This window comes from Paenibacillus sp. VTT E-133280, assembly GCF_002264385.1.
In the GTDB taxonomy this organism is placed as follows: Bacteria; Bacillota; Bacilli; order Paenibacillales; family Paenibacillaceae; genus Paenibacillus_AQ; species Paenibacillus_AQ nitricinens.
The window spans coordinates 1-23073 of sequence record NZ_NFUX01000088.1; the positions used below are offsets into that span (position 1 = coordinate 1).

The following is a 23073-nucleotide window of genomic DNA, read 5'->3' on the forward strand; positions in this document are numbered from 1 at the left end:
CACTGTGAAGCGCTTGCTCGGCAGAGAGCCCGTACGCTAAATGCTTTTCTGCAAGAGTGTGTAGAAAATTTCCGGTAGAGGCGGAGTCCACCTATTTTGAAATTTGTGTCGTCGTTGGCAGCATTTTATTCCGATCTCAGACAAGTCTTTGAGCTGACGAAAAACGATACTTCAATAAATATGCAGCAGTCTAGGGCATTATTTTCCTTGAACAAGGGTAATGGTTCTAGAGTATGATAGCGGAATTCTTGGATGAGAGATCAGGATTACTGATGTACAAGGTAGAAGACAACTGAAAGTAGAACAAAAGAGTGAATTCCTTCCAAAAGCGCCGCAAGGCGTTTTTCATTGTGCAGTTTGTCTTTGAAATCCGATATGATACTATAAGCTTAATGTGCTGAAAACGTATAAAAGAGAGGGATACATATATGACCAACAAGCTATACTACAATTCTACATACCTTACTGATTGGGAGACCTGTATCGCTGAAACCATAGAACGAGAAGATGGACTCTATGTTATTTTGGAGAAGACCGCTTTTTATCCGCATGGCGGTGGGCAACCTTGTGATTTAGGGACTATTGGGGATATCCCGGTACTTGATGTAATCAGTGAGGAAGATCTTGTCCTGCATAAGCTGGAACGTCTGCCTGATGATTTATCCGTCACTTGTCAAATCGATTGGAAGAGAAGATTTGATCATATGCAGCAGCATAGTGGACAACACTTGCTCTCAGCCACCTGTCTCGACTTGTACCAGTTTATGACTCTAAGCTTTCATTTGGGTGAGGATTATTGCACTATTGATATTGAAGCGCCAGAACTGTCGCCTAAACAACTTCATTCCATAGAGTGGGAGGTTAATCGGCAGATTTACCAAAACCATAACATCCTTAGCTATTTTGTGACAGGGGATGAGGCTTCACAGCTTAAACTGGTCAAACAGCCAACGCTGACGGAGAATATCCGGATTGTAGAGATCAAAGATGTTGAATATAACGCTTGCGGTGGTACACATGTATCTGCAACAGGTGAGATTGGTATGATTAAGCTACTGAAAACAGAGAAAATAAAAGGGAATACACGGATTTATTTTAAATGTGGATACCGTGCTCTAGCGGAATTTAATAACACACAGCACATTCTAGGAACATTATCTTCCAAATTGAAGACGGGAAAAGATGAAATCATCGATCGCATTGAAAAATGGGAGAATGAACAAAAGCAGCTGCAGGCTGAAAATAACCTTCTTAAAGAGAAAAATGATGATTATGTCGTACTGGAACTTTTAACACAACAAGAAGGAAAGCAGATCGCTAAAGTGTTCGAGGATAAATCGCTGAAAGATTTACAAAACTTAGCGAATAAGCTGACTGCCAAAAGTGATGTTCCGGTATTGTTGGCTACTTCTGCAGAGAATAAAGTTGTATTTGCACAGAATGGCAGCGCGGAGGTCTCCTGTGGAGCCTTTTTCAAAGAGCATCTCAGTACCTACAATGGAAAAGGTGGAGGCAGTGATAAATTAGCACAAGCTGGATTCCCGACATGGGGAGACGCTTTGGCGTTTTATGAGTTTGCTAGGAGTTAAGATTGCTTTATAAAAGACAGAAGACCTGACTACGGTAAACTACTGTGGATCAGGTCTTTTTTATGCCTAAAGCGAAAACAAGAAACTTTTTCCAAAATATACCGTCTAATTACATATAATTATAGAGCCGAGGGAGACGAAAAGAAATGAATAAATGGAAGGTAACGTTAGGAATCTTGACTGTTTTGATTTTAAGTACGGGGTATGGATCGGTATCAGCCCAAGCAGAAAAGCAAATTCAATTCAACTATAAAGAAATCGGAATCAGCAGTAAACAGGTGATCACGGAGAATACAACTTTTGTGCCCCTGAAATCACTCGCAGATGCTATGGGGTATACATTATCTTGGGATCAATCATCCCAAACGGCCAAGCTTGTTCGTCCTGAACGTGAGGTTATCTTCACAGCCGGTACTGTAAAGTCAAAAGTGAACGGGGCGGTAATGACCTTAACAAAATCCCCGCGTATTATAAAAGGCACGGTGTATGTGCCATTGGTCTCAGCGGTCAGTGTACTTGGAGGTAAAGCGGGGCTTAATAAAACGGATGGCGTTATCCAAATTGTAGATGAAGCTAAATTGGTTTCTGCTTCTGTAGATGGAAGATCCTATTGGATATCTCAGAAAAACGGAAATTTGTATTACCGTGCTACGTCAGCTGGAAAACCAGTAATTATTGGGCAACTACCTTTTAAGGAATCTGCGTACAACTACGCTTTTGAGATTAAAAAAATGGCCAATGGTACGGACCTACTCCAGTTGACGGACAATCATTATGCCATGTTCACGGATTTCAATAGCAGTTATCAAGTATTGGTCAAAGCGGGCACTATTCTCAAGCAAATGGACTATCATTACAACAACTCGGCTTATATCCATGCACCACAAGTGCCTTCCACTCAGGTGTATATGACCGATGGGAAGAATGTGCAATATATTTCTAAGGATGGCGGTTTGGGCAAGTTATTTGAGATGGAAAAGTTAACAGGAGCAACTGGAGATTTCATAGTGGAGTATGCTGCGGAAGATGTGGCGCTCATACGTTTATTAGATACGACACACTTATATTTGGTTTATAGCAGCAGTGGGAAAATCATCAATCTCAGCGAACAACTCATTACCAGTGAGGATCATAAAGAATGGGATAGAGTAAATGATGGCAGAGATCCATATGTATTGACCAGAATGTTAGTGTTGAAGAGTCGCAAAGGGAATGTAATGACATTCACCCATACTCCAATCCTTGAGGAAAAAGCAAAAACAGTGACATTTACACTTCAAACAAATTAATTTCAATCACTTTTATGTAATAAGCAAAAAGAGAGCGATGTTTAAAATCGCTCTTTTTTGTATTTTGGATTATTTCATCATCATCGTACTTCCACCCTTAATCTGAACAGGTTGATCATTTACGGATACCCAGACATCTATAGCCGAGTTGTTCCGGATGACCGTTTTGTCAGCACTCATTTTCAGTGAATATAGCGCAGCAACGTAATCATAAATCTCTATATTGGTAGCGTACCAAATATCCGAATGTCCACCTGCTTGTTGGCAAAAGGATTCGATAAGCTCCCAATTGTTTTGCTGTGCAAATTCATAACTATGACCCCAAACATAACAGAGTCTCAATTTCTGGGATGGCCCTTCCGTTGTAAATCGCTCCCATACGTGATGCAGATCTTCTATATGATGACATGTTGGATGCCACTCCATGAAATTCAAAGGCATATCAAACTGTTTGGTAGAATGGACAGTTCGGCTATATTCAATCCCAACAGACTGTAGAGGAGCAATGATTTCCTGAGAATATGTACCGTAGGGATAGGACATGCCTCGTACCGGATAATCTACTAGTTTCTCCAGTCGCTTACGATCTTCGAACAGCTCATCGATTACCATAGGTAAAGGTAGACGCTCTAGATGTGGATGGGTAACGGAATGGGCAGATACTTCATGGTTTTTGAGCGAATGTTTAACATCAGCAGAAGATAAGAACCCGGGTGCGTTTATCATAGCGCTATTTAAATGAAAAGTTCCTTTAATCCCATATTGATCAAAAATCTCCGCCAAGCGAATATCGTGTTTCTGTCCGTCATCATAGCTCATGGTGAGCGCCTTGGGCAATCCGCCCGGGAATAAGTTAAATTGAAGTTTCATGAATGTACACTCCTGTTCATTTGGTTATTTCGAAAATTACCTCTTCCAATTATAAACATTAAACGTTATAATCGGTTTCCACATCTAAACAATGAAAGTGTTTACAGAATGGAATACACTTATAAGGAGAGATGCTGCCTGCCTGACTTTCTCTATGTTGTAAAACTATTATATGTGAAAGACAGAAGAAACTCACTTTTATATTTTATCACTAACTTACTGAGTGCCCCAATCCTTTTTGCAGAATTGTTCACAACGAAATATGTGGTCGACCTCATTCAGAACTTCAATCCTAACGCCTACCAACATATTTTGTTATTATTGAGTTTGCTTATCCTAATGTTATATCTCGCGGGCTTTAATAGTTCTCTTCGAGCCATTTCTATCACCAATTTAACATCCACTTGTATCTATGAACTGGAACATAGTATTTTGGAAAAGACTTCTAAATTATCTACGGCACTTTTGGAAGACCCCACTACAAAAACTAAAAGAGAAAAAGCGAAACGACTTTCTTTGATTGATCTGTTAGACCAATGGACGAGCGTAACAGTTCACCTAATAACATTAGTTGCGTTAATGGTTGTCTTATCTGTTTATGGCTTCTATATTCTGGCTTTGACTATTTTAGGGGTGCAGATTCTACAGCTTTATCTTATGAAGCGAATGTCACAGAAAGTAGAGTCCATTTCAGCGGATCAAACCTCCTCTATACGTATGATCAACTATTTATTTGATTTGTTAGTTAATAGAAATACGATTCCAGAAGTAAGAATGTATAGAATGTCCTCCTATTTGTTTTCCTCAATGAAAGAGAGCTTTAAGAGTAACTTCAAACAAATGCACCGTAAGGTTATTTATTCTGAAAGCCTCAACTTCTCCCAAAGCTTAATCATGATCTTATTAAATGGGACAACGATTGCCATTTTGGCGATCACGATTGGAAGTAGCGGACAGAGCGCTGGACTGTTTGTGTTATTACTTCAGATATCCAATCAATTATTCATCGTTATTCCTGCATTCACAAGAGTTTACGCTGATTTGGTGAAGAGTCGTTTACGGTACGAGGATTATACGTCTTATTTAGATTTGGAAGAGCAGGTACTTAGAGATCAGGAGGTGAACTCAAATAGAAACACGGATCCGATGAAGGTCCAAGTTCACCAGTTGTTTTTTAGATATCCGACCAACGCCAATAACACCCTTAGTAATATAAACATGACTATTCATCCAGGTGAACGAATTGCTTTTGTAGGTGAGAATGGCTCGGGTAAATCTACGCTTGTTAAGTTGATCTTAGGGTTGTATCCTGCAACAGCTGGAAACATCCAGTGGTTTAAAGGTGCGCATGAAGTCTTAGCGCATAATGTGACACAGGATACCAGAGTTGTTTTTCAGGATTTCATTAAGTTACAAAGACCAATTAGAGAAAACATTGCGTTAGGTAATATGGCTACTATTCATGACGATTCAAGACTATTATCCGCGATGAGAACAGCAGAGGCTGATCATTATGGTGTTGCGTTGGACTCCTTAGTAGGTCCTCAGTTTGGAGGGATAGATTTATCTGGGGGGCAGTGGCAAAGACTTGCAATTGCGCGAGCCTATCTCAATGACGGTGCTCTAATGATTTTTGATGAGCCGACTGCTGCCTTGGATCCTTATGCAGAACAACAGGCGTTTGATACTTTTATGAAATTAGGAGAACAGCAGACTTCCATAATTGTGACTCACCGGCTGTATATGTCCAAATTCGTCGATAGAATTTTTCTGTTTGAGCATGGAGAAATCGTGGAAAGTGGAACACATGATGAATTAATGAGGGTGGATGGTAAATACAAAAAGATGTTTAATCGCCAGTCCTCTTTATATGTATGAGAAAGGAGCGATTCATGCTGAAGTCTGACATATCTAATTTTGTAATAATACTCGTGAGAATGGTTAAAAAAAGTCCGATGACCTCAACGATCACTATCATAGTCCCTATAATCAGTGGATTATTAACTTTTTATTCTTACGCTGTCCAAGTGAATATCATCAACGGTGTGGCTCGCGGTGTTATGACCCTGCTCCCTATTCTATGGTTTGTTGTGATTCATGGCGTACAAGCTTGTTCATTAAGCATAACCAGCATGATGAAGAATCGAATGAATGCGGAACTAACCCTAGCTTTTCAATCCGAATTGATAGATATTGCAAACCGGGTTGATTTTGAGGATTTTGATGATGAAGAGTTTGGAAATAAACTGCAAAGAGCTAAAAAGGTAGTTGGAGAAGATTTAGAGGGGATTACAGGTTTTTTGGTATCGAGTGTAGGAATTATCTCAGGATTAATAAGCATCATCTGGTTGTCGGCGACAAGTGGTTATTTCTTGGTCACATTCGTAGTAACACTAATGATCGTGACTACCTTATCCATTCGATTATTTACGGAAATTAAAGTGAGAAGAACAGGAAGAGAGCTCACCTTTGATGGAAGAATGGGGGACTATCTTGCTAACACTTTGGAAGACCCTAATACGATTAGAGAAATGCGAATGTATAACTCCATCTCTTATTTTACAAATCTCTGGGCAATGATTATGAAGAAGCAGCATAATAAAAGATTTAGCGCCAGAAAATTCGAGATCAAAACAGGGATGGTTGTGGCTATGGTTCAGACGAGTGCTATCTTTGTAGTTCTAGTGTACCTGTTAAACAAAATGGGGGATTCTAATACAGTTACAATTGGAACAATTTCGGTGTTATTTATGGCGCTGTTATCGAGTGGTGGTAAGATTATGAGTTTGACCTGGCCATTAAGCAAGCTTTACATCAGCAGTAGCAAATTATATGACTTAAATGAAGTACTTACATATAAGAACAGGGATTTTCGCAAAAATAACATCAATAATTCAACTGATGCTATGCTCCCAATTAGTGTTTCAAATGTCTATTTTAAATACGCCAAATCGAACAAGAATGTCTTATCTAACATCAATATGACCATAAAGCCGGGTGAGAAAATAGCCATCGTCGGTGAAAATGGAGCAGGGAAATCTACGTTGATTAAAATGTTGTTAGCTCAATATAGACCAAGCTCCGGAACGATTAACTGGAAGGGTCATTTAGAACCTCACGGAAAGGTGTCCGTCGTATTCCAGAATGCTGTAAAGTTTGAACTGACACTAAGAGAAAATATCCTATTGGGCGATGCGAATACACCTTCAGATGATGCTAAAATACTAAGGGTTCTAGAACAATGTGAGCTGATAGATTTGCTCCATGAATTAGGCGGATTAGATGTGAATTTGGGGCAATTAGTAGAAGGAAGCAGGCAGCTATCAGGTGGACAATGGCAAAAGCTGGCGATTGCCCGCGCGTTATACAATGATGCGGAGCTTATAGTATTCGATGAACCTACTTCTGCGATTGACCCGAATGCCGAGATAGAGATCTATACGAAATTATTAGAAATCTGCCAAGATAAAGCAGCTATTTTTATTTCACATCGCTTGGGTTGGGCGAAGAATGCTGATACGATCTATGTTATGTATCATGGAGAAATTGCTGAAGTAGGAGATCATCAAGACTTAGTACATCACAATGGGATTTATGCAAACATGTACGCTTTACAATCCTCTTGGTATAAGTAGCTTATTAGATGTGATTGCGGTTGATATAAGATGGCATATTCTCCTTAACTATACTCATGAGGTTTACTAAAAAAATCCACAACAAATTTCTGGAATTGTATAGCCGCTTGTGATAAAAAGTGTTTTCTGCTCCAGGCGATGCCAAAAGTGCGCTGACAAAACGGATCGGTTATTTTCAATTGAATGATTTCTGTGTTTTTACTTCTCCTGCTTAAGGCTAAAGGGAGAGTAAAGGTGATACCCAGCCCCATCTCAACTAAGGTTTGAACGGCACTTACTTCTTCGAGCTCGAAAGCAATTAGTGGTTCGAATCCAGCTTGACGGCAAAATGCATCTGTAATTTCACGGAAATTAGATCTAGAAGACAAAGAAATGAAATTCTCACCGGCAGCTTCAATCAAAGAAATACTTTCGCGATTGGCAAAACGATGATTCTTCGGCACACTTAAACATAATTCCTCTTCTGCTAAGGTAAACCATTCGATGTCTGGTCCGGTAACAGGTGTCGAAGATATACAAAAATCAATCACTGCACTCTCCAGATCGTTTCTCATTTCTAATGCTGAGCCAAGCTGACGCTGAATGATCCGAACGTGCGGGTGAAGGGTAAGAAACTCTTTTAGTAAAGTGGGCAATACATACGGTAGTGTTACTGCTATAGATATTACTCCATGTTCAAGTCCGGCCATATCCGTGAGCTGATGCTGACCTTCATCCAGTTCCAGAAATGCTTGCTCCACACGACGAAGATATGTTTTTCCGAATTCGTTCAATTTTAAATTTCTGCCTTGGCGTTCAAATAAGGGAACACCTAAGCTTTTCTCCAAACGTTGGATGGAATTGCTAAGTGAGGGTTGAGATACATTTAATTCTTTGGCGGCATTAGTCATGTGCTCAAGACGAGCAACTACACGGAAATATTGAAGCTGAAGGAATTCCATAACATTGACCTCTCTTTATTCATAACTCTAATGTGATATATCCATCATATAATATGTATTTTACTTAATTAATTTTCGGTCCTATACTATTGTAACATATAAAAAGATATAGGTAGGATGGAGAGAGTCTGCTGTGATTAGAGAGAAAATTTGGACCCGGAATTTTATTGTTGTTTGTTTGAGTAGTTTTTTTATGTTTCTGACCTTTTACATTCTGGCGACTGCATTCCCGTTATACGTGAAGGAAAGCTTGCACGGGAATCAGCAGCAAATGGGGTTAGCCATTACCATCTATGTCCTCGGAGGTGTATTGATCCGTCCTTTTTCAGGACAATGGGTTGATAAATTCGGTAAAAAGAAAATGGCGGTTATTGGGCTGGTCTTATTCCTACTCGCCTGTATAGGATACTTCGGAGCTAATGGAATTGTATTGTTTCTGGTGATTCGTTTCATTCACGGTATGAGTTATGCGGTTGCTTCGACAGCGACAAGTACAATAGCTTCCACACTAATCCCGTACTCACGCCAGGGTGAAGGCATCGGTTATTTTAGTATGTTTATGAGCATTGCGATGGTCATTGGACCAGCTTTGGGTCTTTTTCTATGGAAAGATGAGAACATTCATGTATTGCTGTTAGGTGTATGTGTGATTGCTGCGCTTTCGCTGTTATTCACATTAGGCGTTCGTATGCCCAAAGAAGCGAAGGATACGGTTAAAGAGGCCATTAGGGAACCTGTGAAGATGCGAAAGGGTCTTCGCTGGAGTGATGTCATTGAACCCAAAGCACTGCCCATCTCGCTTGTCGGATTTACGCTTGCGTTCTCCTATAGTTCTTTATCTGGTTTTATCGCTTCTTTTACAAAAGAAATTAACCAATCACAGCTTACCGGTTATTTTTTTGTGGCCTTTGCGATTATGATTGTGCTGTTTCGACCGCTAATCGGTAAAGTATTCGATAAATATAATGAACATATTCTCATTTATCCCGGAATTCTGATCTTTGCTGTAGGTCTGCTTAGCTTAAGTCAAGCTAAATCCGGATTCATGCTGATGTTCTCAGGCATCATTATGGGGGTTGGGTATGGCGCACTTATGCCATGCTTTCAGACGCTTGCACTAAAATTAGCCGATAAAGAACGTAGAGGAAGCGCAAATGGAACCTTTTTCTTGTTATTTGATTTGGGGTATGGAGCGGGTTCTTATATTATGGGTGTAGTTGCTTCTTATACAGATTACCGTATGATGTACGAAGTTGCAGGGTTCGTGACGCTTATCTCAGTTGCTGTATACTATTTGCTTCATCACCTACCTCAATCTAAGCTTCGCGTTCAAAAATCTAAAGCTGACGTTGCATAAATGTAAACGTTCAGCTGTATGATATAATTGTTGAAAAAAAAGCATGGGGAGAACAATATGACTACAATCATTGATAAAATCGCCTGGATTCATATCGAGAATGGACAAGTCTTATGTGCGCGTTCCAAAGGGAAAGATATGTATTATTTACCTGGAGGAAAAAGAGAAGCCGGAGAAACAGACGAAGAGACACTCGTGCGCGAAATCGAGGAAGAGATTTCTGTTCAGATCAAGACAGAGACGGTCTCTTATTTTGGCACGTTTGAGGCAGAAGCTCATGGTAAAGCAGAAGGTGTTATAGTTAAAATGACCTGTTATATTGCGGATTATGAAGGGACATTAAAGCCAGCGTCCGAAATCGAGGAATTATCTTGGTTAAGCTATAAGGATCGGGATCGTGTGTCTGTTGTTACCCAAATTATTTTTGATCAAATGCATGAGAAGAATTTGCTCTCATAATCAACCATATATAGTATTTGAAGTCCGTTTTAAGCCAGCAAGTTGGCTTGAGACGGTCTTTTTATTTCTACGTGTAACGCTCGTTCGTTGGACCATAGCAACGTTTCTTCTCATTAAGGACAGATGTCCTTTTTTAAACCCTTGAATTGCTATTTAATATGTAGAGATCGAAGTTGAGGAGAGAGAGAAATGAGAGGAATTATATTTGCGTTTTTAGCGGGGGCTTGTATTACACTACAGGGCGTATCAAATGCTCGAATTAGCCAGGATATCGGGACTTGGCAGGCAGCGACAATTACACAGTTAACAGGGTTCATCATGTCCTTCCTAATTCTTTTGTTCGTTAGAGATGGGAAATGGGGAGGATTTAAGCAAGTAAAACCCTTATATTTGATCGGCGGCGCTTTTGCAGCTGTAATTATTTTCAGTGAAGTAACGGCCATTCAGCAAATCGGTGTTACGTTTACAATATCCTCGTTATTGATTGCTCAGCTATGTCTGACGTTCTTAATCGATATTAAAGGCTGGTTTGGAATGGAAAAGAGAAAAATGAGACTGCCGCAATTCATCGGCATCGGGGTGATGATCGTTGGCGTAGTGATACTGAAATTCTAATGGCCTTGTGCAAACTCGATAAATGGAGGAGTTAAGTTATGATTATTGGTTTGATATTAGCACTTATCGCGGGATCATTCGTGAGTCTGCAAAATATATTTAATACAAAAGTTAATGAAAAGGTTGGATCTTGGGCCACGACAACTTTAGTGTTAGGGATGGGATTCCTAGCTTCATTTATCATGAGTCTTATCGTTGAAGGAAACCGCATATTTACTTTGAGAAATATGGAGCCTTGGTATTGGATCAGTGGTTTGATCGGGGTTGGGGTAGTAATATGCCTTGTGCAAGGTACAAAACGGCTCGGCCCAACGTATGCGATTTCGATCGTATTAATCTCTCAGCTTGGGTTTGCACTGCTCTGGGATTCACTAGGCTGGTTAGGGCTTGAAAAGGTTCCTTTTACTTGGAAGCAGTTGGTCGGAGTGATTGTTATTGTTGGAGGTATTCTCGTGTTTAAGCTAGGTGGCGAACGGGAAACGCAGAAGGCGGCTTAGTCTTCCCCTCAGTCGCATGTCTGTCAAAATAGAAGTGATGGCAGTCACACGAGGATGGAAGCAAATGAAATTATACTTGGGAAAGTAATAGCTCAATTATAAATAAGGAGTAGATCATCCTATGTTCATACAATTGAACCCCAAAACTATTGAAAAGTTAGAAAAAAGCCTTGATGAACGACCAGGATATTTTAAATTATTCTTCGATACAGAGGGCTGTGGTTGTAATGGCGTAATCGTAATTCAAATCATTAGTGAACCTCATCACACAGATATCGAAGTGCAGAAAGAGCCTTTTACTTTTTTGGTTGACCGGCAACAGGAGTCTTTATTTGATGAACAGATGCGACTTGAAGCAGATGAGAATTACCCGTCATTCCGATTAAGTAGTGATTCGAGTTTGTTAGGAAGTAATATTCGTGTAAAAGATATTCGTTAGGCAGGTTGGAGCAGTTGAATGTAGAGTGTGTAGAATAGCTGATGAAGCGATTCTACACACTTTTTTTATGTTTTCGAGAAATAATATTGCAGACTATGTCACGTCGTGATATAGTCACGTTAAGACATATTTAAATGCGACGTATTCATAAAGGGAGCTGGGCATGTTGAACCCTGAGAAAGTATTGAAGAAATATGTACCCATGACCGAAACGGCATTCTATATTCTTTTATCCTTAGATGAGCCACGACATGGATATGGAATAGTGAAGCATGTGGAGAAAATTACGAAAGCCCGTCTTTTGTTAGGCTCTGGTACAGTATATGGCACGTTAACGAAGATGCAAAAAGATGGGATGATTACTGTTTTTGCGGATGAAGAGAGAAAAACGGTTTACGAAAGAACAGACATAGGGATGCTAATTCTTGCTACGGAGATTAATAGACTTAAAGAGCTACACGAGAATGCTATAAAATATGGAGGTGACGTAGATGATCATCAAAGTATGTAGACCCTTTTGGACTTATGATGTTCAGAAAACCGAAGACTGGTTGGCTTCTATGGCGGAAAAAGGCTATGCACTTATCCGACTCAACCGTTTAACTAGATATTTTTACTTTGAGCAGGGCGAACCGAAAGCAGCTACCTATCAGATCGTATTTGATAAAGTTCCAAATCAGTCCCTTTCAAAAGGATTATCAAATTTTGGATGGACGAAGGTGTTACAGAGCGGCAAATGGGTTGTGACGATGAACAGGCTGCCTTTAGAACAAATAAGAACATTTCCTGATCGAGAAGGGATCGTAAAGCATAACAAGAAGATCATGTATATTTTTATGGGGATATTGATTTATTTAATGGTTGCATTCCTCAATGTAATTTTGATAAGTGCAATAGCCATGAGTGTTTCCGAGTTTGGCCATTTTAATGTCTTTAACGGACCGTATGGTTTTATTCCCGCTACTGCATTAGGACTTAGCATGATCTTATGTATTTTCACCGTATATTCGCTGATCACATTAAACAAGACTAACAAGAGATTAACAGGGGAATTCATACAACCAAACAAGCAAAATGGTCAAGAGACATCCTTTCTGAAAGACAGGTTAAGTAAGAATGAAGAGAAACGTCTGAAAAGTTCAGGTCAACTTGTTATGAAGTGGAAGCTTGGATGGATGTATGCGCCGGATCGTCTTGAGGCGTGGCTAGAGGAAATGGAAGAAAAGGGATATAATCTGTACAGAGTTGGCAAAACAGGAACTGCCTTTTATTTTAAAAAAGGGAAGCCTCGTAAGATCTGTTATTGTGCGGACTTACAAAATACTGCTGATACCAATTATTTCAACATTCACACGGATTCTGGCTGGGTATGTCTGTATCATTCGAGTTCATGGAGTCAGAAATGGGTCTTATGGGGCCAAGAATATGTGCCAGGCGAAGTAAAACCTCGAATTTATAGCGATAAGTTAAATCAATTGAAACTGGCTAGACGTATAGCTTTAACGTATACAGCCATGTTCTTACCCCTCACTATTTTATATGTGTATATCATAATATTAAACATAAAATTATCGACTTACTCGAATTTGGATCGATTGCAGCTCATGAATTTGATCTTGTACGCCATCTTAATTCTAATGTTTGGCTCATATGTTAGTCGAACTTGGCTATATTACAACCGGCTTCGTAAACATCATCAATAATATCGTGGAGGTGGATCATGCAACAGAACATTTATGACAACTCTGAGTTTTTTCAAATGTATAAGAACTTAAGGGAATCAAGAATTACATACAATGACTTTATTGAACAACCTGCAATAAGAGGTTTGCTTCCAACTCTACAAGATTTGAATGTTCTCGACTTGGGTTGTGGTTTTGGTGAAATGGCAAACTATATGATTGATAACAATGCTTCACACGTAACAGGAGTAGATATATCAGAGAAAATGTTAGCTATGGCAGGGAAACGACCTCAGATCCGTTATGTACAGGGCTCTATGGCGGAAATCGATTTTAATAGCAATGAATTTGATTTGGTAGTAAGTTCGTTAGCTTTTCATTATGTCGAGGATTATAAAACCCTCATTAGTAGGATTTCAGATTGGATTAAACCCAATGGGCACCTGGTATTTTCAACAGAGCATCCGGTTGTTCTATCGAATAAGAGCCAAAGTGGGTGGGTTAAAGATCCCGATCAAAATATTCTTCATTGGCCTATTGATAATTATGGTGAAGAAGGTCTCAGATCACAGTTTTGGGGAATCGATGGAGTTATTAAATACCATAGAAAGCTTTCAACATTACTTAATACTTTGATCCAAAATGGACTCGCTATTGAAGAAATTGTTGAACCTGAATCTAACCTTGAGGGTCTTGAGAAGATGCCCAAATTAATAAATGAAAGAAGGAGACCTTCATTCATATTAATTAAGGCTAGGAAAACAGTTATGCATGGACAGTAATTTTCAGTTATGAATGAATTTTACCAACCGATTAAGGACGATTACTTTATACTTATGTATACAGCATCTGCAAGGAAATTAAGGGGAGTGTTTGTATGCATGAAATACCTCATGAGGATTATTATAAAGTGAAGCCACTACTTCAAGGAGAGCATATCCATCCCGAAATTCTCTCTTTAATTGAAGGCAATAATCCAGGTTGGATCTTTGTCGATCAACTTACAGCACCAAAGAGTGCGTTAGTGTGGAGTCAGGGGATTGAAGGGTTTTATCTTATCGGTAATCACACCAATCAAGCCTTTATCCATGCACTGGACAGTTATGTAACAGATCATATTGTACCTAGAATGAAGGAACTGGGGATGGAACATTTCGAAGTTTCTGGTCAACATGATGAATGGAATCTGGAATTGATGTTTCCTTCTAGGAAGCTATATCCTTTTGAACAGATGGTGTTCAAGTTACTTCACAAGCCGCCTGCGACGCAGACTAATGGGATTAGAACTATAAATCTTAAAATGCTGGATTGGGAGAACTCAGATCTAAAGAATATAGAATTTGTACATGAAAATATTGATTTATTCTGGTCATCGAAAGAAGACTTTGCCGAAAAAGGCTACGGATATGCTGCTGTTGAGGGATCTGAGGTTATGGGTGTGTGTTATTCTAGTTTTGTTACACAGGATACACACGCAATCGGAATTGAAACCCTTCCTAAATATCAGAAACAAGGAGTAGGGGCACATTTAGCAACGCTAGTAGTTGAAGATGTGCTTGCCAATGGCTTTATTCCTTACTGGGATTGTTCTACTGATAATGAAGCTTCGAAAAAATTGGCACTACGGCTAGGGTTTCAACAGATACATCAATATAAGTGTGGTGCTTTTGCAATATAATCCTTTTAGAGACGTCTATTCCATGGAGTAGACGTTTTTATTATATTTACCGTGGAGTTGTAAATACTTTAATATGAATAGTAATTTGGTATAACTCTATAATTATGAGAGAATGATCATCGGAACGAATGGAACGATTGAATATATTATAAGGTTAGGATGATCATCCATGAAAATTTTTCTTGTCGAGGACGATAGAACGATAGCATCAGGACTTGAATATTCATTACAGCAGGATCATTTTGAAACCCTTCTATGTTATGACGCCTCCTCAGCCAAGGCGGTGTTATCAGAGCAGTTATCAGAGCTCACCTTATGCATCTTTGACCTCTCACTTCCAGATGGCAGCGGTTATGAATTGTGCAAGATCGTGAAAGCGCAAAGTGATATACCGGTAATTTTTTTAACGGCGATTGATGATGAGGTCAACGTGGTGATGGGACTCGATATGGGGGCAGATGATTACATAACCAAGCCTTTTCGGATTCGGGAGCTGCTATCGCGAATAAAATCCGTCTTAAGGAGATATAACAAGCAGGCTCAGACCCAATCCATTATCGAATTAGAGAATATACGGATTAACACGCTTGAAGGAAAGGTTTATAAGAACGGCGATGAAGTGCTATTGACCGCATTAGAATATCGATTATTACTGATCTTTGCTAACCATGTTGGTCAGGTTCTCTCAAGAAATCAATTGTTAGAACGGATTTGGGATGTGGCAGGTGAATTCGTGAACGACAATACATTATCGGTTTACATAAAAAGACTTAGGGAAAAGTTAGAAGATAACCCCCAAGAACCAACACTGATCAAAACAGTTCGAGGGTTGGGTTACAAGGTAGGTGATTAGGATGCTTCGTAATAGAGAATTTAGATGGTTATTGTTTACGATGTGCTTGGTCAGTCTTGTGGCTACAGCGGTGGCGACATTTATATCGTTAGAGGCGGTAGGGCTCACAGCTGGGACTTCAGCTTTGCTTATAGCTTGTAGTGTATTGTTTACCCGCTGGAGATATGGTGAAATTGAAAAGCTCTCAGGATATCTACGTCAAATCAGCAGTGGGAATTATTCGCTCGATGTTCGTGATAATCAGGAAGGTGAGCTTAGTATCCTGAAGAATGACATTTATAAAGTGACGCTGATGTTATCCGAGCAGAGTGCGCAATTACAAGAAGATAAAATGAAGCTCACCAATGCGATTTCAGATATCTCTCATCAGCTCAAAACCCCGCTTACTTCCATGACCGTGATGGCAGATTTATTAAGTGATCCTGAGCTGCACACTGAGAAGAGAATGGAGTTTACCCGGAAAATTACGATCCAACTCGAACGAATTGGTTGGCTAGTCTCCTCTTTATTAAAGTTCTCCAAGATCGATGCTGGAACCATTCATTTTAAAAAAGATCTTGTTGCGGTGACCAAGCTTGTTCAAAAATCGTTGGAGCCCATGTTAATTCCAATGGATATTAAAGAACAACGCATCTTGATTGATGGAGAAGAGAGCACCACATTTGCGGGCGATCTCAATTGGACAACTGAGGCGATCATTAATATTCTGAAAAACTGTGTAGAGCACACACCTGCTGGGGGAGAGATTTCGATTTCTTTTGCAGAAAATACACTGTTTACGGAAATTATCATTACAGATAACGGCAAAGGAATCCCAAAGGCAGAGATCCCCTATATCTTCAAACGATTCTATAAAGGTAAGAATGCAAGCGAAGATAGTGTAGGGATTGGACTTGCCTTGGCACAAAGCATTATCACAGGACAAACCGGAACGATCGATGTGAAGAGTGAAGTGGGGAAGGGTTCACAATTTCAGATCAAATTTTATAAACAAGTCTTTTAGCACATATGGCTTAGTGACTAGAATGTCACTTTAGAGTCACTGGATAGTCATTGTAGACAGATATACTGATCTCATCAACAAATGGAGGTCTAACAATGGACATTTTAAAGATTGAACATCTGTCTAAAACATATGGAAAAGGCGAAACAGCGGTAAAGGCATTGGATGATGTATCTTTTTCGATTAAAAAAGGGGAATTCGTAGCGATTATCGGGCCATCTGGCTCCGGGAAATCGACCATTCTGCACTTATTAGGCGGAGTGGATAGACCGACAAGCGGCAAAGTATTCGTAGATAACACGGATATATATGAATTGAATGAAACACAGCTGGCGATCTTTAGACGCAGACAAATTGGGCTGATTTATCAATTCTATAATCTTATACCAGTCCTAACGGTCGAAGAGAACATCACTCTCCCTTTACTTCTTGATCAGCACAAGGTAGATAAGAAACAATTTGCGGATACTGTAAAGGCGTTGAATTTGGAAAATCGCTTAAACCATCTTCCGAATCAGCTCTCAGGCGGGCAACAACAGCGGGTCTCTATTGGTAGAGCGTTAATTAGTAATCCCGCAATCATGCTGGCAGATGAGCCAACCGGTAATCTGGATAGTAAGAACAGTGGTGAAATTATAGATTTATTAAAAATGTTTAATAAAACCTATAATCAAACGCTGATTGTCATTACTCATGATGAACGGATTGCACTGCAAGCAGATCGAGTCATTACCATTGAAGATGGAAGGATCGCTAAAGATGAGGTGATTCGTCCGTGAATATCGTAAATAAATTAACACTTAGACATTTGAAGCAGAATAAGCGAAGAACCATGGTTACCATCATTGGAGTCATCATTTCTGTGGCTATGGTGACGGCTGTGGCAACGCTTGGTTTTTCATTTATGGAATTAATGAGGAAGCAGAGTATCTCGACTAATGGAGAATGGCATGTCCAATATAGAAATGTTACTAAAGCTCAACTCAAAGCGATAGAAGATGATGATGCAACGAAAACACTTGTCATCTCAAATGATCGTGGCTATGCCCCTTTAGTGGGGGGACAGAATGAGAACAAGCCCTATTGGTATATCAAGGAATATAATGCAGCTGGTTTTAAACAATTTCCGATTAAACTTCTGGAAGGAAGACTTCCGAAAACTAACTATGAAGTAGTCATTTCTGAAGAAATTGCAAAAAATGCTAAAGTAACCTACAAGATTGGTGAAACTTTAGCGCTCGATGTCGGAGAGCGAGTCACTAGGGATGATGAAAATAGTGGTCAGCCCTTATCTCAGAACGAACGATTACGGACTGAAGAGGATACCCTGAATGAAGAGATCATTCATAAAAAACCAATGAACTACACGATTGTGGGAGTGATAAAGCGACCCACTTGGGAACCAACATGGTCTCCGGGTTATACTGCCCTAAGTTATGTGGATGAAAGTTTGATTGGAGCAGCCGAAAAATCTACAGCGACAGTTGTATTAAACAAGGTGGATAGCTCCATATACAAACATGCAGAGGAATTGGCAAAAGAAAACAATATAGAGTCGATTTCTTATAATAATAGTCTGCTGCGCTATTATGGTGTGACGAATAACGATGGCTTACGTAATGCACTTCTTTCATTGTCGGTCATCGTTATGACTGTGATTATCATTGGCTCTGTTTCTTTAATCTATAATGCATTCGCGATTTCTGTCTCGGAACGTGCACGTCATTTAGGAATGCTCTCAAGCGTAGGTGCTACAAAGAGGCAGAAGAAGAATTCGGTGTTTTTTGAAGGAATGATCATCGGTTTAATTAGTATCCCTATTGGGATCCTTTGCGGAATTGCAGGAATCGGGATCACTTTTATGTTCATCAATACGATGATTCAAGATGTACTAGGGATAACTGAAAAATTAACAATGGTTGTTACCCCTCTGTCCCTATTCACCGCTTGTATAGTATCGATACTGACGATTTTTATATCCACCTTTCTTCCAGCCAGAAAAGCTTCAAAGATTTCGGCGATTGATGCAATCAGACAAACAACCGATGTTAAGCTCTCTGGTAAAGCGGTGAAAACATCTAAGTTCGTTCGCAAGTTATTTGGAATTGAAGCGGAAATTGGTTTGAAGAATTTAAAGAGAAATAAACGCAGGTATCAAGCAACTGTGTTCTCCCTTGTCATTAGTATTGTTCTATTTTTAACCGTATCATCATTCACTACAAATATGAAAAAGTCGGTAGAACTCTCACAGGATGGTTTGAACTATGATATTCAAGTTTATATGGGGACAGAGGACGCTCAAAAAGTAGATCGGCTGACGAAATCGATATCTGCCTTACCCAATATAACGGAATATAATGTGGTCAGGGAACTAAGCTTGAGTTCATGGATTGATGAAAAAGATATGGCAAAAGAATTGCAAGAGATCGTGGAGAAGGATAGCAGTATTTTAAAGAATGGGAAATATCCTTACTACATTCAGATCCATGCCCTAAATGAACAGAGTTTGAGAACCTATGCAGAATCCGTCGGTGTAAGTTATGAACAATTAACGAATCTCAATCAGATGTCAGCTATTGTGAATGATACCGTCACCTTTGAGGATGAGAACGTCAAAAAGATTATTGAGACCAAAGCTCTTCATTCGGAAATCGGTCAGAAGCTTGATTTAATTTATACGGATTGGAACACAGAGAAAGAGACGAAATTACCACCAGTAGAAATTGTCGCATTAACTGATAAACGTCCTATGGGTGTTCATTCAGCACTAGTTGGTGGATTAAACATCATTGTCTCTGAACAAGTCTTCGATCAATTAACAAATGATACGATGAGTAACGATATACAGAGCCGACTAAACCTGAACAGCTCTGATCCGTTAGCGACACAACAGGCCATTGAGGAAATGAAAGAGCGGAATGTCTATGTTCAAAATGTGTTTCAAAATAGACAAAATAGTGAGCAGATGATCATGTTAATGTCTATTTTTACCTATGGTTTTATTGCTTTGATTACCTTAATATCGATTGCGAATATTTTCAATACGATATCAACCAGCATATCACTTCGTAAAAGAGAGTTTGCGATGTTGAAGTCTGTAGGGATGACGCCAAACGGTTTTAATAAAATGATTAATTATGAAAGTATCTTCTATGGGATAAAATCACTACTTTACGGGCTTCCGATTAGCATAGTCGTGATGTACTTGATCTATAGATCCATGATGAGTAGTTTCTCCTATGGATTCGAACTTCCGTGGATGAGTATCTTGTATGTCATAGTCGCTGTATTTATCATCGTTAGCTCAGCTATGCTGTACTCCAGTTCAAAAGTGAAGAAGGAAAATATTATTGATGCTTTAAAACAGGAGAATATATAAAGTTTAGCCGCGATCATCGCGGCTTTTTTAGACTTATTTGAAGGTATATATTTTTGGGGGTATTTTGTGTCATATATGACACGAACAGTATGTTATTACATATAAATCCCTATGATATAATGTATTCAATTGAATTTAACAGATTATAACTTTAGAGGCAGGTGTCAACGCTTGAGAACGGTCGTCGTGATTGGCGGGGGGATTACTGGATTGTCTACCGCTTACTATCTACAGAAATCTATACAGTATAATAAGTTGGATGTAAAAATCATTTTGGTTGAAGCCAGCGATAGACTAGGTGGAAAAATCAGAACACTTCAGCATGAGGACTTCATCATGGAATCTGGAGCTGATTCAATTATCACTCGCAAGACAAATGTAGCCCCATTGGTTGAAGAATTAGGTATTCAGGATGAGGTTGTATATAACGCGACAGGAATATCATACATCTACACAGAAGGTAAGCTGAAGCAAATACCTAAAGATGCAGTCTTTGGCATCCCTCTCAGTATTGAATCGCTTGCTACTACAGATTTGATCTCTGCTGAAGGTAAAGTTGAAGCACTTAAAGATTTCTATACTCCGAATGATCGTTTTACGAAAAACGATTCTGTAGGTGATTTTCTGGAAGCTTTCTTTGGAAAAGAACTTGTCGAGAAGCAGATATCACCTGTCCTATCAGGTGTATATTCCGGGAAATTGAGTGAACTTACCATTGCCTCGACCCTTCCCTATTTGATTGATTATAAAAATGAATATGGAAGTATTATTCAGGGATTGTCCGCGAATAAGGCTGAATTCCAGGGGAACGGCGATAAGAAGTTTATGTCTTTTAAGGGTGGTGTGTCTGCTCTGATTGATGCTATGGAAGAACAGCTGTCCGATGTAGAGATCATCAAAGGGATTCGGGCCGAGCGCATTGCAAAGGATGGAGAACAGTACCGAGTAACACTGGCCGATGGGCGAATCTTGGACAGCGATTTTGCCGTACTAGGAACGATGCATTCTACTGCACAAGATTTACTTCAAGACGAAGCGCTGAATGAAGATTTCAAACAGTTGTTTAACAGCTCTATGATTAGTGTGTATCTAGGATTTGATATCCCTGACAGTCAACTGCCAGCGAACGGTACAGGGTTCATAACAGCCAACAGTGACGATGTTCTTTGTAATGCTTGTACGTGGACAAGTCGCAAGTGGGAGCACACGTCTGGTCAACAACGTCTGCTTGTCAGACTCTTTTATAAAAGCTCAGGACCGCATTATGAGTCCTTGATTAAGCTTTCAGAAGAGGAATTATTAAAGGTGGCGTTGAATGATATACAGACCAGTCTTGGAATTACTGGACAACCAGTTACCCACGATGTGACCAAATGGCATGATGTTATGCCAAATTACCACAAACGCCATCATGAGATTGTAGTATCCTTAGAGAAGAAGATTGCAGATCATTATCCGAATGTAATCCTTGCTGGATGTTCTTATTATGGTGTGGGTATTCCCGATTGTATTGCAAATGGAGAGAAGACAGCGGAACGTATTTTGGAACAAGTAATTACACATTAAACAAAGGAGGGCGGACAATAGTGAGAAAATTAAAATTAGCGATAAGCTCTATGCAAAGTCTAGACTATAAACAACGGCGGTTGTTTGTATAGAGCGAATAAAAATTGATTTACCGCCAGTGCACTGTGCAGGGTTGTTTTTAGAATAGACTTTGCTACCTTCAAACTCAAAAAAAGTTTAAGGAGCAGAGTGACTATGAAATATGTAAATGCAGATACGATTTTTCCAAAGGAATTATTAGAGGAAATTCAGAAATATATTAACGGTGGTTTGGTATATATCCCTAAGCCTGAAGAAGCACATGTAAAATGGGGCGAGAAGTCAGGGAGCAGAAAATACTTAAGATCTAGAAATATTGAGATTTGTTTAAGGTTTGCCGTTGGAGCAACGGTTGACCAGCTTTCGGATGAATATTGCCTATCAAGGGACAGTATTAAGAAGATTGTTTACACAAAAAAATAGCTGTAATCCTAAAAATCCACGTTAGAGGAAGCTCTGACGTGGATTTTTGGGATTTAATTATCATTCAATCTTAAATACCATACTTTTTCCGATATTTATCGATCCCGTCTACAAACTGTCCTTCATATTTCACGCCTTCATCCATCTTTTTATTTGCTGCTGTAAAAGCTGCTATCTGATTAGAATAGGTTGTGAAATCTAACACTTCTTGAGGTGTTTTCATCTTTTGTTCGTAAGCAACCTTGGATAGAACGGTAAGTATGGATTCATCAGAAACTTCTGGTGTCAATTTTGCATATGTAAGACTGGTCATTTCAGCTAGTAAGCGAACTTTTTTTTTTGTAGTTCCACCCACAGGAATAACATCGCTAGACAAAGTAATACTTGCCTCATTGAGTAATTTCTTATCAGCAGCAAACACAGTGGATGGCATTAATAAAGCAAAAACCATAGTACAAAGTATAAAACATTGACTAAACCTTTTCATTAGCAATCATCCTTATCATTTGATTTAGTAGTCACTCGAAGTAATCTTGTATTCCATAATATTCCTGATTCCTCTTAAGTTTTGCTATAAAGCGTTTCTTCTCAAAAAGAATTCAACGAGCTAAAAAGAAAATGAAAGGCTGTATACAGAATCTGCTTGTTTAATGTGGATGGCGTCTAATTTGGAAGCGAAAATATTTATTTGTTGAAAGCTAGAATACTCCGGTGAATATTAACCTCCAAGCCTTGTTACCGCACCACAACTAACAGTAC

Annotated in this window: 22 protein-coding genes; 19 read left to right on the top strand and 3 right to left on the bottom strand. The window is 39.3% G+C overall.

Annotated elements, in window-relative coordinates; translation table 11 throughout:
- Nucleotides 1-428: 428 nt before the first annotated feature.
- A complete protein-coding gene (locus tag CA600_RS27160) occupies nt 429-1589 on the top strand; it encodes an alanyl-tRNA editing protein (protein WP_094874264.1) in 1161 nt (386 codons plus the stop codon).
- A gap of 146 nt (nt 1590-1735) precedes the next feature.
- Entirely contained in the window at nt 1736-2878 is a 1143-nt protein-coding gene (locus tag CA600_RS27165) for a copper amine oxidase N-terminal domain-containing protein (RefSeq protein ID WP_094874265.1), read from the top strand.
- Between the two features lie 69 nt (nt 2879-2947).
- On the opposite strand, the gene CA600_RS27170 is transcribed toward CA600_RS27165, so the two are convergent.
- On the bottom strand, nt 2948-3748 hold the full coding sequence (locus CA600_RS27170) for a polysaccharide deacetylase family protein (RefSeq protein WP_094874266.1): 801 nt from the start codon (nt 3746-3748) through the stop codon (nt 2948-2950).
- Between the two features lie 432 nt (nt 3749-4180).
- On the opposite strand from CA600_RS27170, the gene CA600_RS27175 reads away from it, so the two are divergent.
- Nucleotides 4181-5626 carry an ATP-binding cassette domain-containing protein gene (locus CA600_RS27175; RefSeq protein ID WP_179281756.1) on the top strand — a complete coding sequence of 482 codons (1446 nt, stop codon included), beginning with the start codon at nt 4181-4183 and terminating at the stop codon, nt 5624-5626.
- Between the two features lie 14 nt (nt 5627-5640).
- Nucleotides 5641-7383, top strand: coding sequence for an ATP-binding cassette domain-containing protein (locus tag CA600_RS27180; protein ID WP_179281757.1), 1743 nt, complete (start codon nt 5641-5643; stop codon nt 7381-7383).
- A gap of 44 nt (nt 7384-7427) precedes the next feature.
- On the opposite strand, the gene CA600_RS27185 is transcribed toward CA600_RS27180, so the two are convergent.
- A complete protein-coding gene (locus CA600_RS27185) occupies nt 7428-8324 on the bottom strand; it encodes a LysR family transcriptional regulator (RefSeq protein WP_094874269.1) in 897 nt (298 codons plus the stop codon).
- 133 nt (nt 8325-8457) lie between these two features.
- Between CA600_RS27185 and CA600_RS27190 the strand changes: the two genes are divergently transcribed.
- The 15 genes from CA600_RS27190 (at nt 8458) to CA600_RS27260 (ending at nt 22314) form a co-directional block, all read left to right on the top strand.
- On the top strand, nt 8458-9681 hold the full coding sequence (locus CA600_RS27190; protein WP_094874270.1) for an MFS transporter: 1224 nt from the start codon (nt 8458-8460) through the stop codon (nt 9679-9681).
- 57 nt (nt 9682-9738) lie between these two features.
- On the top strand, nt 9739-10140 hold the full coding sequence (locus tag CA600_RS27195) for an NUDIX hydrolase (protein ID WP_094874271.1): 402 nt from the start codon (nt 9739-9741) through the stop codon (nt 10138-10140).
- A 189-nt stretch (nt 10141-10329) separates the two neighbouring features.
- The gene (locus CA600_RS27200) at nt 10330-10755 is read left to right on the top strand and encodes a DMT family transporter (RefSeq protein WP_094874272.1); all 426 of its coding nucleotides are present in this window, start codon (nt 10330-10332) and stop codon (nt 10753-10755) included.
- Nucleotides 10756-10793: 38 nt separating this feature from the next.
- Nucleotides 10794-11252 carry a DMT family transporter gene (locus tag CA600_RS27205; protein ID WP_094874273.1) on the top strand — a complete coding sequence of 153 codons (459 nt, stop codon included), beginning with the start codon at nt 10794-10796 and terminating at the stop codon, nt 11250-11252.
- Nucleotides 11253-11373: 121 nt separating this feature from the next.
- A complete protein-coding gene (locus CA600_RS27210) occupies nt 11374-11691 on the top strand; it encodes an iron-sulfur cluster biosynthesis family protein (protein ID WP_094874274.1) in 318 nt (105 codons plus the stop codon).
- Between the two features lie 163 nt (nt 11692-11854).
- Entirely contained in the window at nt 11855-12202 is a 348-nt protein-coding gene (locus tag CA600_RS27215; RefSeq protein ID WP_373455801.1) for a PadR family transcriptional regulator, read from the top strand.
- Nucleotides 12183-13394, top strand: a complete 1212-nt coding sequence (locus CA600_RS27220; RefSeq protein WP_094874276.1) for a DUF2812 domain-containing protein — start codon at nt 12183-12185, stop codon at nt 13392-13394. Before CA600_RS27215 ends, CA600_RS27220 begins: the two co-directional genes overlap by 20 nt.
- A 17-nt stretch (nt 13395-13411) precedes the next feature.
- Nucleotides 13412-14155 carry a class I SAM-dependent methyltransferase gene (locus tag CA600_RS27225; protein WP_094874277.1) on the top strand — a complete coding sequence of 248 codons (744 nt, stop codon included), beginning with the start codon at nt 13412-13414 and terminating at the stop codon, nt 14153-14155.
- Nucleotides 14156-14250: 95 nt separating this feature from the next.
- A complete protein-coding gene (locus CA600_RS27230; RefSeq protein WP_094874278.1) occupies nt 14251-15051 on the top strand; it encodes a GNAT family N-acetyltransferase in 801 nt (266 codons plus the stop codon).
- 169 nt (nt 15052-15220) lie between these two features.
- Nucleotides 15221-15904: a response regulator transcription factor gene (locus CA600_RS27235; RefSeq protein ID WP_094874279.1), complete on the top strand. Its 684-nt coding sequence runs from the start codon at nt 15221-15223 to the stop codon at nt 15902-15904.
- A 1-nt stretch (nt 15905) separates the two neighbouring features.
- On the top strand, nt 15906-16907 hold the full coding sequence (locus CA600_RS27240) for a sensor histidine kinase (protein WP_094874280.1): 1002 nt from the start codon (nt 15906-15908) through the stop codon (nt 16905-16907).
- 95 nt (nt 16908-17002) lie between these two features.
- Nucleotides 17003-17686 carry an ABC transporter ATP-binding protein gene (locus tag CA600_RS27245; protein ID WP_042127549.1) on the top strand — a complete coding sequence of 228 codons (684 nt, stop codon included), beginning with the start codon at nt 17003-17005 and terminating at the stop codon, nt 17684-17686.
- A complete protein-coding gene (locus tag CA600_RS27250) occupies nt 17683-20286 on the top strand; it encodes an ABC transporter permease (protein WP_094874281.1) in 2604 nt (867 codons plus the stop codon). The genes CA600_RS27245 and CA600_RS27250 overlap by 4 nt, the downstream gene beginning before the upstream one ends.
- Before the next feature lie 171 nt (nt 20287-20457).
- The gene (locus CA600_RS27255) at nt 20458-21852 is read left to right on the top strand and encodes a protoporphyrinogen oxidase (protein WP_094874282.1); all 1395 of its coding nucleotides are present in this window, start codon (nt 20458-20460) and stop codon (nt 21850-21852) included.
- A gap of 195 nt (nt 21853-22047) precedes the next feature.
- Complete coding sequence (locus tag CA600_RS27260; protein WP_042127555.1) at nt 22048-22314, top strand: CD3324 family protein; 267 nt, start codon at nt 22048-22050, stop codon at nt 22312-22314.
- A gap of 70 nt (nt 22315-22384) precedes the next feature.
- Here CA600_RS27260 and CA600_RS27265 read toward each other — a convergent pair whose 3' ends face one another.
- The gene (locus tag CA600_RS27265) at nt 22385-22801 is read right to left on the bottom strand and encodes a hypothetical protein (RefSeq protein ID WP_094874283.1); all 417 of its coding nucleotides are present in this window, start codon (nt 22799-22801) and stop codon (nt 22385-22387) included.
- Between the last annotated feature and the right edge of the window lie 272 nt (nt 22802-23073).